This is a genomic window from Umezawaea beigongshangensis (assembly GCF_016464305.1).
GTDB lineage: Bacteria > Actinomycetota > Actinomycetes > Mycobacteriales > Pseudonocardiaceae > Umezawaea_A > Umezawaea_A beigongshangensis.
Window position 1 is genome coordinate 207,628 of the sequence record NZ_JAEIOJ010000009.1, and the last position, 13,128, is coordinate 220,755.

Annotated in this window: 10 protein-coding genes; 9 read left to right on the forward strand and 1 reads right to left on the reverse strand. The window is 75.2% G+C overall.

Annotated features, from left to right (window positions below):
• The first annotated feature begins 69 nt into the window (after positions 1-69).
• The 3 genes from IMZ35_RS22345 to IMZ35_RS22355 are packed head-to-tail and all read left to right on the forward strand — an operon-like array spanning position 70 to position 4,510.
• Entirely contained in the window at positions 70-1,557 is a 1,488-nt protein-coding gene (locus IMZ35_RS22345) for an ABC transporter substrate-binding protein (protein ID WP_199443104.1), read from the forward strand.
• Positions 1,554-3,287 (forward strand): ABC transporter permease subunit, encoded by a 1,734-nt coding sequence (locus IMZ35_RS22350; RefSeq protein WP_199443105.1) that lies wholly within the window; start codon positions 1,554-1,556, stop codon positions 3,285-3,287. The genes IMZ35_RS22345 and IMZ35_RS22350 overlap by 4 nt, the downstream gene beginning before the upstream one ends.
• Positions 3,284-4,510, forward strand: a complete 1,227-nt coding sequence (locus IMZ35_RS22355; protein ID WP_199443106.1) for an MDR family MFS transporter — start codon at positions 3,284-3,286, stop codon at positions 4,508-4,510. The genes IMZ35_RS22350 and IMZ35_RS22355 overlap by 4 nt, the downstream gene beginning before the upstream one ends.
• Positions 4,511-4,545: 35 nt before the next feature.
• On the opposite strand, the gene IMZ35_RS22360 is transcribed toward IMZ35_RS22355, so the two are convergent.
• Complete coding sequence (locus IMZ35_RS22360) at positions 4,546-5,625, reverse strand: aldo/keto reductase (RefSeq protein WP_199443107.1); 1,080 nt, start codon at positions 5,623-5,625, stop codon at positions 4,546-4,548.
• Between the two features lie 384 nt (positions 5,626-6,009).
• On the opposite strand from IMZ35_RS22360, the gene IMZ35_RS30920 reads away from it, so the two are divergent.
• From IMZ35_RS30920 to IMZ35_RS22395, 6 genes are all read left to right on the forward strand, one after another.
• The gene (locus IMZ35_RS30920) at positions 6,010-7,251 is read left to right on the forward strand and encodes a ricin-type beta-trefoil lectin domain protein (protein WP_307868594.1); all 1,242 of its coding nucleotides are present in this window, start codon (positions 6,010-6,012) and stop codon (positions 7,249-7,251) included.
• A gap of 244 nt (positions 7,252-7,495) precedes the next feature.
• Positions 7,496-8,542 carry an iron-siderophore ABC transporter substrate-binding protein gene (locus IMZ35_RS22375; RefSeq protein WP_199443108.1) on the forward strand — a complete coding sequence of 349 codons (1,047 nt, stop codon included), beginning with the start codon at positions 7,496-7,498 and terminating at the stop codon, positions 8,540-8,542.
• Positions 8,539-9,585, forward strand: coding sequence for a FecCD family ABC transporter permease (locus IMZ35_RS22380; RefSeq protein WP_307868596.1), 1,047 nt, complete (start codon positions 8,539-8,541; stop codon positions 9,583-9,585). Before IMZ35_RS22375 ends, IMZ35_RS22380 begins: the two co-directional genes overlap by 4 nt.
• On the forward strand, positions 9,582-10,622 hold the full coding sequence (locus IMZ35_RS22385) for a FecCD family ABC transporter permease (protein WP_307868597.1): 1,041 nt from the start codon (positions 9,582-9,584) through the stop codon (positions 10,620-10,622). Before IMZ35_RS22380 ends, IMZ35_RS22385 begins: the two co-directional genes overlap by 4 nt.
• Complete coding sequence (locus tag IMZ35_RS22390; RefSeq protein WP_199443109.1) at positions 10,619-11,437, forward strand: ABC transporter ATP-binding protein; 819 nt, start codon at positions 10,619-10,621, stop codon at positions 11,435-11,437. The genes IMZ35_RS22385 and IMZ35_RS22390 overlap by 4 nt, the downstream gene beginning before the upstream one ends.
• 85 nt (positions 11,438-11,522) lie before the next feature.
• Positions 11,523-12,341 (forward strand): alpha/beta fold hydrolase, encoded by an 819-nt coding sequence (locus IMZ35_RS22395; RefSeq protein WP_199443110.1) that lies wholly within the window; start codon positions 11,523-11,525, stop codon positions 12,339-12,341.
• Positions 12,342-13,128 lie beyond the last annotated feature (787 nt).

A 13,128-nucleotide genomic window follows, 5' to 3' on the forward strand; every position in this document is an offset into this window, starting at 1 on the left:
CGACCGGTCCGACGTGGGACGAAACACACCGACTATGAAAACGGTTATCACTGTGCTTATGGTGCTGCCGTGCGCTTCTCCCTCCCCCTCGCCCTCCTGTCGATCCCGGTGCTGCTGCTGCCGGGCTGCTTCGCCGGCACGCCCGAGACGGACACCGCGTCGTCCGGTGGCCGCATCAGGGTGGCCATGCTCCAACCGCCGCGATCCGGCCTCTCCCCGCTCAGCGACGACGCGTTCAAGCTGTCCCGCTGGTCCACGGCGGAAACCCTGGTGACCCTCGACGCCGACAGCAACGCGCTGCCCGGCCTGGCCACCGGGTGGACCAGGACGTCGGAGCTGAGCTGGGAGTTCACCGTCCGGACCGGCGTGTCCTTCCACGACGGCAGCGCCCTCACCCCGGCCGCGGTCGCCGCCGCGCTGAACCGGGCCACCACCGCCTCGCCCAAGCCGCGCATCCTCGACGGCGTCGTGCTGACCGCCGAGGCGCGACAGGACGCCGTCGTCGTGACGACCGCCGAGCCGGACCCCCTGGTGCCGCAGCGCTTGTCGTCACCGCAGCTCGCGATCCTGGCCGAGAGCGCCTACACCGCCGACGGCCGCGTGAACCCGGTCGGCACCGGCACGGGGCCGTTCCGGCTCGTCGCCGTCAACGGCACCACCACCGCCACCCTCGACCGGTTCGACGGCTACTGGGGCGAGCGGGCGAGGGCCGACGGGATCGACGTGTCGTTCGTGCCGGACGGCACCGCCCGCGCGGCGGCGATCCGCAGCGGCGAGGCGCACGTCGCGGAGGCCGTGCCCGTGTCGCAGGCGGCGCTGCTCGATCCGGCGACGATCACCGAGGTGCCCATGCCGCGCACCAACACCCTCTACCTCAACACCCGCTCCGGTCCGTTCACCGACGCGCGACTGCGCGCCGCGGTCCGCGAGGCCGTCGACGCCGACGAGATCGTGCGCGGCGTCTACGAGGGCCGCGCCGACGCCGCCGAGGGCCTGCTCGGCCCGGCGCTGCCGTGGGCCGCCGCCGGGCGCGCGCCGATCACCGACCCGACCCCGGCCGCCGACGCCGGTGGCACCGCGATCACCCTCGCCACGTTCTCCGACCGCGCCGAGCTGCCCGAGGTCGCCTCGGTCGTGCAGCAGCGGCTGGAGGACGCCGGGTTCACCGTGACGCAGGTCGTGCGGGAGTACGCGCACATCGAGCAGGACGCGCTGGCCGGGAAGTTCGACGTGTTCATCCTGTCGCGGGCCACCGTGCTGGACTCCGGCGACCCCGTCGCCTACCTGCGCTCCGACTTCACCTGCGACGGGTCGTTCAACCTGTCCGGGCTGTGCGACCCGGCGGTGGACGAGCTGGTCCGGACGGCGGCGGGCACCGAGGCCGGTGACGCCCGCCGCGCGGCGGTCCTGGCAGCCGAGGCCGCCGTGCTGCGCACCGACGCCGCGATCCCGATGCTGCACGAGCGCGTCGTGCAGGGCGACGCGACGTCCGTCGCCGACTCGGCCAAGGACCCGCGCGAGCGGCAGCTGATCACCAGCGCCACCCACCTGCGGTGAGCGCGGCCCTCCCCCGCGTCGGGCCGCTCGCCGCGCGGGCCGCGTCGATCGCGGTCGTCGTCGCGGCGGTGGGGCTGCTGCCGTGGCTGGCCGGGCGCGACCCGGCGCTGTCGGTGCTGCGGGCCCGCGCGGGCGAGCAGGACCCGACGCGGGAGGCGCTGGACGCCGTGCGCCGGGAACTGGGCCTCGACGCCCACCCGCTCGCGCTGTTCGGCGACTGGCTGGCCGGGGCCGCGCGCGGCGACCTGGGCCGGTCCTGGGTCACCGGGAACGTCGTGCTGCCCTCGGTCCTGTCCGGTCTCGGCGCGTCGGTGACGCTCATGGCCGCGGCGCTCGTCGTCGCGCTGGCGGTGGCCTGCGGGCTGTGCGCGCCGACCGTGCTGCGCGGCGCGCGGGGGCTGCCGCGGCGCGGCAGCGGGGCGACGGCCGCCGTGCTCGCCGCGGCACCGGAGTTCCTGATCGCCGCCGTGCTGCTGGTGCTCGGCGCGGTGTGGCTGGGCTGGTTCCCGCCCTACGGCTGGCAGGGACCGCAGCACCTCGTGCTGCCCGCGCTCGCGCTGGGCCTGCCCGCCGGGGCCGTGCTGGGACGACTGGCCGACGACGCCGTGGCACCGGTGTTCGCGGAGCGCTGGGTGGAGCTGTGGCGGTCGTGGGGCTGCCCACCCCGGACGGTCGCCCGCGCCGCGGTCCGCCGCGCGCTGCCGCCGGTGCTCCCGCAACTCGGCCTCGTCGTGGCCGGGCTGACCGGCGGCGCGGTCGCGGTCGAGGTGGTGTTCGCGGTGCCGGGCCTGGGCCGCACGGCGCTGGGTGCCGCGGAGTCGCAGGACCTCCCGCTGCTCCAGGGGGCCGTGATCGCGCTGGTGCTGCTGGGCGCCGGGGCCGGGGCCGTGACGGCGCTGCTGCGCCACCGGCTGCTGGGTCCGGCGCTGCGCGCCGCAGCCCTGCCGGTGCCGCCACCGGTCGCGACCGGTGGCGGTCGCGCTCCGCTGGTCGTGACCGCAGCGTCCGCCACCGCGCTCGCGGTCGTCGTGGGCTGGGGGCTGCTGCGGGAACCGCTGCGCCTGGACACGACCGTCCGGCTGACCGCGCCGAGCGCGTCGCACCCGCTGGGCACCGACGGCCTCGGCCGGGACGTGCTCGCCCGCGTCGGTCACGGCGCGCTCGCCACGATCGGCACGGCCGCGCTGGTCTGCCTGTGCTCGTTGCTGGTCGCGGTGGCGCTCGGGTTCCTGCCCGGCGTCGCCCGCGCCGTCGCGGAGACCGCCAACGCCGTGCCGCCGGTCGTCGCCGGTCTGCTGGTGGCCGCGGTGACCGGGCCCGGCGCGGCCGGCGCCGCGCTCGCCGTGGGACTGGTGTCCTGGCCGCCGCTGGCGTCGCACGCGGCCGCTCTGGTGGAGGAGAGCCGGGGCGCGAGCCACACCGAGGCGCAGCGCGCGATCGGCGCGTCACCGCTGTGGACGCTGCGGCGGCACGTGCTGCCCGCCGTGGCCGGTCCGCTCGCCCGGCACGCCGTGCTGCGGTTGCCCGGCGTCGCGCTCGCCCTGGCCTCCCTCGGCTTCCTCGGGCTCGGCGCGGCGCCGCCCGCGCCGGAGTGGGGCGTGCTGCTGGCCGAGTCGCTGCCCCACGTCGAGCGCGCCCCGTGGGCGGTGCTCGCCCCGGCGAGCGCGCTGGCGCTGCTCGCGGTGCTGGCGGTGGCCTCGGCGACGGCGCTCGGCGGGCGGACCCGGTGACGACCGATCCGCTCGCCCGGCTGCTGATCGGCACGCAGTGCGCGTTCAACCTCGGCTTCTACGCCGTGCTGCCGCACCTGGCGGTCCACCTCGGCGGCACCCTCGGTCTGAGCGGCTGGCTCGTGGGGTTCGTGCTGGGGCTGCGCACGTTCAGCCAGCAGGGGCTGTTCGTGGTGGGCGGTGCGCTGACCGACCGGTTCGGGCCGCGTCCGGTGGTCCTCGCGGGCTGCGCGCTGCGGGTCGCCGGGTTCGTCTGGCTGGCCCTCGCCCGCGACACCGGGTCGGTCGTCGGCGCGGTGCTGCTCGTCGGGTTCGCCGCGGCCCTGTTCTCCCCCGCCGTGGAGACGGAGGTGCTGCGGCTGGCCGTCGAGCGGGAGCGCCGCACCGGCGAGCCGCGCACCCGCCTGCTGGGCCTGTTCAACGCCGCGGGGCAGGCCGGTGCGCTGGTGGGGCCGGTGCTCGGCACGCTGCTGCTGGGCTCGGGTTTTCCCGCGGCGTGCCTGGCCGGTGCCGGTGTGTTCGTGCTCGTGCTGGCCGGGCACCTGCGGCTGGTGCCGCGCCGGGCCGTCGCACCGCGACCGCGTCTCGTCCGCACGGGGATCGGCGGTGTGCTGCGCAACCGGCGCTTCGGGCTGCTGTGCCTGGCCTACGGCGGTTACCTGGTGCTGTACAACCAGATGTACCTCGCGCTGCCCGCCGAGCTGGAGCGCGCCACGGGCGGCCAGGAGGCGCTGGGGTGGCTGTTCGCCCTGTCGTCGGGGCTCGTCGTGCTGGGGCAGGTGCCGCTGTCGCGCTGGTCGGCGCGGGTGCTGGGCACGACCGCGGCGCTGCGCGCGGGACTGCTGGTGATCGCCGCCGGGTGCGTCGCGACGGCACTGCTGCTGCCGGTGCGCGCGGTCGGCGGGCTGCTGCCCGCGGTCGTGTTCGTCGTGACGCTCACGGCGGGGCAGGTGCTCGCCGCTCCGGCCGCGCGAGCGCTGGTGCCCGACCTCGCCGACGAGCGCGACCTCGGCGTCAGCACCGGTGCGATGTCGTCGCTGGCCGGGCTGCTGGTGCTGCTGGCCTCGGCGCCGCTGGGCGCCCTGCTGGAGGTGGGCGGAGCGTGGCCGTGGCTGGTCCTCGCCGCGGTGCCGCTGGCGGGCGCGGTGTGCGTGCCGCGCCCGCCAACTGCCGACGCCCCCGGCCCGGTCCAGCGGCACCGCAGCACCACCGCGGCCCGCTGACCGCCGACCGCCGACCTCTGAGCTCCGACCGGACGTCAGTAGCGGACGTCGCTCAGGAGCGGCGGGTACACCTCGGACGGCTCACCGTCGACGGTGGCCCCCGCGAACTGGAGCATCGCCCGCTGCGCGCCGTGCATCGGGGCCGGGTAGTCCAGGGTCGGGGCCGACACCTCGTCCAGCGCCCGCAGGTGCTCGGCGGTGAGGGTCACGTCGAGGGCGGCGAGGTTGGCCTCCAGGTGTTCCACGCGCCGCGCACCCACGATGGGCACGACGGTGCCCGGCCTGCCGCGCAGCCAGGCCAGCGACACGGCCGCGGAGGTGGTGCCGAGGTCGTCGGCGACCGCGGCGACGGCGTCGATGACCGCGTGCTGGTGCTCGTCGGGTCCGCCGACGAAGGCGGCGCGGGCGGAGTCGGCGACGTCGCCGCCGCGCCGGTACTTGCCGGACAGGAAGCCGTTCTTCAACGGGCTCCACGGAAGCAGTGCCAGGCCCTGGTCGAGGGCGAGGGGCGCCAGTTCGCCCTCGACGGTGCGCGCCAGCAGCGAGTACTCGACCTGGAGCGCGATCAGCGGCGTCCAGCCCCGCAGCAGTGCCGTGGTCTGCGCCTGCGCGGTGACCCAGGCCGGGGTGTTGGAGAACCCGACGTAGCGGATCTTCCCCGCCCGGACCAGGTCGTCGAGGGCGCGCATCGTCTCCTCGATCGGCGTGTGGCGGTCCCAGTTGTGCAACCAGTACAGGTCGAGGTGGTCGACGCGCATCCTGCGCAGGCTCTCCTCCAGCTGCGCGACGATCGAGGAGCGGCCCGCGCCGCCACCGTTGGGGTCACCGGGGAACATGTTGCCGAAGAACTTCGACGCCAGCACCACGTGCTCGCGGCGGCCGGGACGGGCGGCGAACCAGTCGCCGAGGATCTTCTCCGAGTGGCCGTTGGTGTAGAAGTTCGCGGTGTCGACGAAGTTCCCGCCCCGGTCCAGGTAGGTCTCCAGGATCTTCTCCGACTCCTCGACGCCGCACCCGGCACCGCCCCGGTCGTCTCCGAAGGTCATCGCGCCGAGGGCGAACGGGCTGACCCGCAGCCCGGACCGGCCGAGGGTGACGTAGTGGTCGAGAGGCACGAGCACGCTCCAGGGGTGTCGAAGTGGGACACCTCCATGCAAGCGGCCGCGGCCGGCCGGGGGTAGACCGATCCGCGCCCGGTCCTGCACGATCCTCCCGACCTCGCCCGGATCGGTCCTGCGCGGTCCCGTCGCGGACGCTCGCCGCGGCCCGCTGCTCCCCGCGTCCCGAGGAGCGCAGCGGGCGAGCGAGGACGGACCGCCCTCCGGCCACGCGGGGACGCTGTCGACTTCCGGACAGGAAGCGGAGAGCGATCTTGACGGCCGTGGCGGAGGCCGAGAGGGTCGGTGTGCCGATCGTCCGGCGCAGGACGCGGGAGTCCACTCGCGACGGTGCCGGTCACCCGCGAGGCGCGCTTCGCGGTCTTCTCAGGTGGAGGTTGCGTGAGCAGCACGAGGACTGCCGGACCGCTCCTGCTCGTCCCGGCGGTGGTGGCGGCGCTGGCGCTCGCCGCCTCCCCCGCCGCCGCGGCCGACGCCGGGCTCGGCTACGTGTCGCTGGGCAGCTCCTTCGCCGCCGGGCCCGGCATCCCGTCCGCGCAGCCGGGGAGCCCGGCGGCGTGCGCCAGGTCGACCGGCAACTACCCCAGCGTCGTGGCGCGCGACCTGGGCGCGGACCACACCGACGTCAGTTGCAGCGGCGCGACCACCGCGCACGTGCTCGACGGCGGCCAGGCGGGGCTGGGTCCGCAGGTGGACGCGGTCAGCGCCGGCACGCGGGTCGTGACCGTCACCATCGGCGGCAACGACGTGAACTACCTGGGCAGCGTCGGCGTCTACTCGTGCCAGAACACCGGGGGCGTCAACTGCGGCACGGTCGACCGGGAGGCCGTCGACCGGGCGTTCGGCGCGCTGACCGCGCGGCTGGAGAACGTGGGGAACGCGGTGCGGAGCCGTGCGCCGGGCGCGCGGGTGTTCTTCGTCAGCTACTTCACGCTGCTGCCCGACTCCGGGACCTGCGAGGGCGTGCCGCTGACGGCCGACCAGCTCGCGTTCGAGCGGTCGGTGGCGTCCCGGCTGGTCGACGCGACGAACGCGGCGGCGCGGGCGACCGGTGCGACCGTGGTGGACCTGGCGGGGGCCAGCCGCGGGCACGACGCGTGCTCGGCCGTCCCGTGGGTGGAGGACTTCACGCCCGCTCCCGGTCGCGCCACGTACCACCCGAACGAGGCGGGGATGGCCGGGGCCGCACGGCTGGTGGAGGCGGCGCTGGACGCGGCGGGGGTGACGGCGACCGGTCCGGTGCGCTCGGCGCTCGCGGGCGCGAAGTGCGTGGACGTGGCCGGGGCCGGCACCGCGAACGGCACCGCCGTGCAGCTGTTCGGCTGCAACGGCACCGGCGCGCAGAGCTGGACGGTCGTGCCCGACGCCGGGGGCGCGCTGCGGGCGCTGGGCGGCTGCCTGGACGCGACCGGTGGCGGCACCGCGAACGGCACGCGCGTGCAGCTGTGGGAGTGCAACGGCACCGGTGCGCAGCGGTGGCTGGCCGGTGCGGACGGCTCGCTGGTGAACCCGCGGTCGGGTCGCTGCCTGGACGTGCCGAACGCCTCGACCGCGGACCGGACGCGCTTGCAGCTGTTCGACTGCAACGGCACGGCGGCGCAGCGCTGGACCCCGGCCGGCTGAGCGCCCGTCGGTCGCGCAGACGCGTCCTCGCAGCTACGACACGTGACCGGCCGGTCACCAGACCTCGGCGGGATCGGGGTCCAGATCACAGTGGACAGATCTTTTGACTTCGCCGGGCAGCGATTAGGTTAGGCAAGGCTAAACACACTCGGAGTCGGTAGCTGCCGCGCAGCCCGTGGCCGACGAGGCACTCCCGTGTGGCACCGACACCCGGTGCTCAGCCTCGATGAAAGGGGTTCGTCCCGTGCGCTCACGTCGCCTGCGGGTCGGGGCCGTTGCCGCCGCCGTCGCCGCGCTGACCCTCAGCGCCTGTTCCTCCGCGAGCGAGAACGGCAGCACCGGCGCCAGCGCCGGTCAGACCGCTGCCGCCGGAGACTCGTTCCCGGTCACGATCGAGCACGCGCTCGGGTCGACCACGATCTCCGCGAAGCCCGAGCGGGTCGCCACCGTCAACTGGGCCAACCAGGAGGTGCCGCTGTCCCTGGGCATCGTGCCCGTGGGCATGGCCAGGGCCGACTTCGGCGACGACAACGGCGACGGCGTGCTGCCGTGGGTCACGGCGAAGCTGGAGGAGCTGAACGCCGAGACGCCGGTCCTGTTCGACGAGACCGACGGCATCGACTTCGAGGCCGTGGCCGACACCCGGCCGGACGTGATCCTGGCCCCGTACTCCGGGCTCACCCAGGAGGACTACACGACCCTGAGCGACATCGCCCCGGTCGTCGCCTACCCCGAGTCGGCGTGGGCCACCCCGTGGCGCGAGAGCATCACGCTGAGCAGCAAGGCCCTCGGCCGGTCCGCCGACGGCGAGAAGGTGATCTCCGACATCGAGCAGCAGATCTCCGCCGTCACGGCGAAGTACCCGCAGCTCAAGGGCAAGTCGACGATGTTCATGACGCACTTCGACACCACGGACCTGAGCCAGGTCGGCTTCTACACCACGCACGACACCCGCGCGCTGTTCTTCGAGGACCTCGGCCTGACCACGCCGGGCAGCATCGCCGCGGCCTCGGCGAGCACCGACAAGTTCTCGCTCCAGCAGAGCACGGAGCAGATCGACGCGTTCAACGACGTGGACATCGTCGTCGGGTACGGCGACGAGGAGGTGGGCCGCACCCTGGCCGCCGACCCGCTGCTGTCCAAGATGCGCGCCGTGGCCAACGGCTCGGTCGTCATGCTGTCGGGCGCCTCGCCCTCCGGCACCGCGGCCAACCCGACGCCGATGTCGGTGTCGTGGGTGCTGGACGAGTACGCCGGCAAGCTCGCGGCGGCCGCCGACAAGGTCAAGTGATCACGACGATCGACCGGACGACCGCCCGGGGTGCCGCCAGCGCGCGGCACCCCGGGCGCGTTCGGTCCGTCTGGCTGCTCGTCGTGCTCGCCGCCCTGCTGGTCGCGATGATCGCGTCGGTCGTGGCCGGTGCGCGCGACGTCACCGCGGACGACGTCCTCGCCGGGCTGAGCGGCACGCGGGACACGCTGGCGCAGGCCGCGGTCTCCCAGCGCCTCCCCCGCACCGTGCTGGCCGTGCTGGTCGGCGCGGCGCTGGGCCTGGCCGGAGCCGTCATGCAGGGCGTGACCCGCAACCCGCTGGCCGACCCCGGCATCCTCGGCGTGAACACCGGGGCCTCGCTGGCCGTGGTGACCGGCATGTCCTCCTTCGGCCTGGTCAGCGCCACCTCCCACGTCTGGGTCGCGATCGTCGGCGCGGCGGCCACCGCGGTGTTCGTCTACGCCGTCGGCTCTCTCGGCCGCGGCGGCCCCACCCCGCTCAAGCTCGCCCTCGCGGGCGCGGTCAGCTCGGCCGCCCTGTCCTCGCTGATCAGCGCGGTCCTCCTGACCCGCGGCGACATCGCGTCCACCTTCCGGTCCTGGCAGATCGGCGGCGTCGGCGGCGCGTCGTTCGACCGGATCTCGCTGGTGCTGCCGTTCCTCGCGGTCGGCGCGGTCGTGTGCCTGCTGGCGGCGCGCGGGCTGAACTCGCTGGCGCTGGGCGACGACCTGGCCGCCGGGCTCGGCGAGCGGGTCGCGCTCATCCGGCTCGGCGCCTCGTTCGGCGCGGTCGTGCTGTGCGGCGCGGCCACGGCGGTGGCGGGCCCCATCGGGTTCGTCGGCCTGGTCGTCCCGCACCTGTGCCGGCTGCTGATCGGCGTCGACCACCGCTGGCTGCTCCCCCTCTCCGCCCTGGGCGGGGCGGTGCTGCTGACGTCCGCCGACGTCGTCGGCCGCCTGGTGACCCGGCCGGAGGAGATCGACGTCGGCATCATCACCGCGCTCGTCGGGGCGCCGTTCTTCATCTGGATCGTCCGCCGGCAGAAGGTCCGCGCCCTGTGAACGCCACCGTCACCACCAGCGAACTCGTCGTCCGCACCAGGGCTCGCCGCTCCCGGCGCCGCCGCACCGTGATCGCGGTGCTGACCGCGCTGATCCTCGTGGCGTTCGCGGTGTCGCTCATGGTCGGCCAGCGGTTCTACCCGCCGGGCGACGTGCTCGCCGTGGTCCTCGGGGAGCAGGTGCCGGGCGCGTCGTTCGCCGTCGGGCGGCTGCGGCTGCCCAGGGCCGTGCTGGCGACGCTCGTCGGGCTCAGCTTCGGCCTGGGCGGCGTGACCTTCCAGACCATGCTGCGCAACCCGCTGGCCAGCCCGGACCTCATCGGCGTCAGCGCCGGCGCCAGCGCCGCCGCCGCGTTCGCGATCGTCACGCTCTCGCTGTCCGGTGCCGCCGTCGAGGCGTTCGCCATCGTCGCGGGGCTCGGCGTCGCGCTGCTCATCTACCTGCTGTCCTACCGGGGCGGGGTCGTGGGCACCCGGCTGATCCTGATCGGCATCGGCATCGCGGCGATGCTGGAGAGCGCGATCAACTGGGTGCTCAGCGGCGCGGGTCAGTGGGACCTCCAGCAGGCGCTGCGGTGGCTCACCGGCAGCCTCAACGGCGTGGCCTGGACCGACGTCGTGCCGGTCCTGTGCGCCGTGGTCGTCCTCGGCCCGCTGCTGCTGGCCCAGACCCGCCGTCTCGCCACCATGCAGCTCGGCGACGACGCCGCCGCGGCGCTGGGCGTGCGCATCGACCTGACCAGGGTGGTCGTGATCGTCTGCGCGGTCGGGCTGATCTCGTTCGCGACGGCGGCCACCGGGCCGATCGCCTTCGTCTCGTTCCTGTCCGGGCCGATCGCCGCCAGGCTGGTCGGGCCGAGCGGGTCGCTGATGGTCCCGGCGGCGCTGGTCGGCGCGCTGCTGGTGCTCGTGGCCGACTTCAGCGGTCAGTTCCTGCTGGGCGCGCGGTACCCCGTCGGCGTCATCACCGGTGTGCTCGGCGCGCCCTACCTGATCTACCTCATCGTCCGCTCCAACCGCGCCGGAGGCTCGCTGTGACCACCACCCACACCCTCGCGGTGGAGGAGCTGACGATCGGCTACGGCGATCGCGCGGTCATCACCTCGCTGGACCTGGTGATCCCGCCCGGTGAGATCACCGTGATCGTCGGTGCGAACGCCTGCGGCAAGTCGACCCTGCTGCGCTCGATGACCCGGCTGCTCGCGCCCAGGTCCGGCCGGGTGCTGCTGGACGGCAAGCTCGTCCACCGCACCCCCGCCAAGGACCTGGCGCGCACGATGGGCCTGCTCCCCCAGTCCCCGCTCGCCCCCGAGGGCATCACGGTGACCGAGCTGGTCGGCCGGGGCCGCCACCCGCACCAGGGCATCCTGTCGCGGTGGAGCCGGGAGGACGACGCCGCCGTGGCCGCCGCGCTGGAGGCCACGGCGACGGTGGACCTGGCCGACCGCGCCGTCGACGAGCTGTCCGGCGGTCAGCGCCAGCGCGTGTGGATCGCGATGGTGCTCGCCCAGCAGACCGACCTGCTCCTGCTGGACGAGCCCACCACGTTCCTGGACGTGAGTCACCAGATCGAGGTCCTGGACCTGCTGACCGACCTCAACCGGACCCGCGGCACGACGATCGTCATGGTGCTGCACGACCTCAACCTGGCCGCGCGCTACGCGGACCACCTCATCGCGCTGGCCGACGGCGGCCTGCACGCGGCGGGGACGGCCGAGGAGGTGCTCACCGCCGAGTGCGTGCGCGCCACCTTCGGGCTCGACTGCCAGATCATCGCCGACCCCGTCTCGGGCAAACCGCTCATGCTCCCGATGGGCAAGCACCACACCCGCACGCGCGACGCCGTCGGCTGAGGAGCAGCGGGGTGCCGTCCCGCTCCGGCGCCGCGCGGTGAGTACCGTCGCCCCGAGGACGATCACACGGTTCTCGGGAGGGCTCGTGACACGCACCACCGCTGGTGACGGCACGGCCGTCGACCACCGGGAGCACGGCGATCCGCGGGGACGGCCCGTCGTGCTGCTGGCCGGGTTCAAGGCCGCCGCGGCCTCGTGGCGCTACCAGGTGCCCGCTCTCGTGGAGAGCGGGCACCGCGTGCTGGCCGTCGACCTGCCCGGTCACGGGACCGCGGCCCCGCTGCCCTCCGGCGTCACGATGGACCGCCGGGCGCTCCACCTGCACGCGGTCCTCGAAGAACTGGACCTGCGCGACGCCGTGCTCGTCGGCGGTTCCCTGGGCGGCAACACGATCTGGGCGTACGCCTCGCAGTTCGGCACCGACCGGGTGGGGTCCGTCGTCGTGGTCGACCAGACGCCGAAGATGCTCAACACCGCGGACTGGCCCCACGGCTTCTACGGCTACGACGAGAGCAACGCCGACACGTACTTCGCCGCGGACGTGCCGGCGACCGGGCACGGCACTCCGCTCCGGCGGCGCGGGAAGCGGCTCGTGCGGCTGCTGCGGGCGATGCGCGGCGGTGGCGGCGGCCGCGCGCTCACCCCGGCGGAACTCGCGCTGCTCCGCGACCACGCCGGGCGCGACTGGCGCACGACGATCGCCGGGATCGACGTGCCCGTGCTGTTCGTCGCCGGGGCCGAGAGCGAGCTGTGGCCGTCGAGCCACGCCGCCGCCGCGGCCGCGCTCGCTCCGCGCGGGACGGCGGCGGTGGTCGAGCGGGCCGGGCACGCGACGAACGTGGAGCAGCCGAACGCGTTCAACCACGGCCTGCTGCGCTTCCTGACCGCTGCGTCCGGCCGGTAGCGCGGGCGGGGCGGCGACCGGTCGCACTCCGGGCGCGGCGCCTCGTCCGCCTCCGCTCCGACGTTCCGCGCCGCGCCGCCCGACAGGCCCGGTCCGGGAACCCGATCTCCCCGTCCTCCGCCGCTGATGCTGGCCGGGGCTCTGCTGCGGTTGCACGTCTCCTTCTTCTTCCCCGCGCACGACCAGCGGCCCGGCCCGAGCGCTCGGCGCGTGGCGCACGCGGCTCCTCGGACCGCCGCGCGCCGTCGCCCTCGCGCTCACGGCGGCCCTGCCCCCTGGCGTGTTCGAGGGCACCGCCCCGCTGACGCTGCTCGCCCTGACCGGACTCGCGGTCGCCCTGCCGCCGCTGGGGTTCGGCCTGCTGCGCCAGCACCCGCGTCCCCGGCGCGCCACCGTGCCGCGCTGGACCCTCGCCGAGCAGGCCGCGCCACGTCTCCCGGTTGCCCTTGCGCAGCTCGGTGCGGCGCAGGGTGCGTCGCGCGATCCGCAGGAGGATCAGCGGCAGCGGAGGTCCAGCCACACGATCGTGTCCGCCCGTGGCCACGCGGAGCCACCGACCGCGGCGATGCAGGTGCCGTCGACCACCCACGACGGACCGCCCGTCCGGGCGGCCGCGCGCTCGCGGAGGGCCTCCCGCGGAACCGGCCGCCAGGTCGGGCCGTGGTGCGGCGCGTCCAGTTCGACGTGCTCCGCTCCGCTGCGCGTGGAGAGCTTCCGCGCCAGCGCCGACCTGCCAGGCCCGCACGTCCCGAGGACCACCCGGTCGAGCCGTCCGGCACCGACGTGG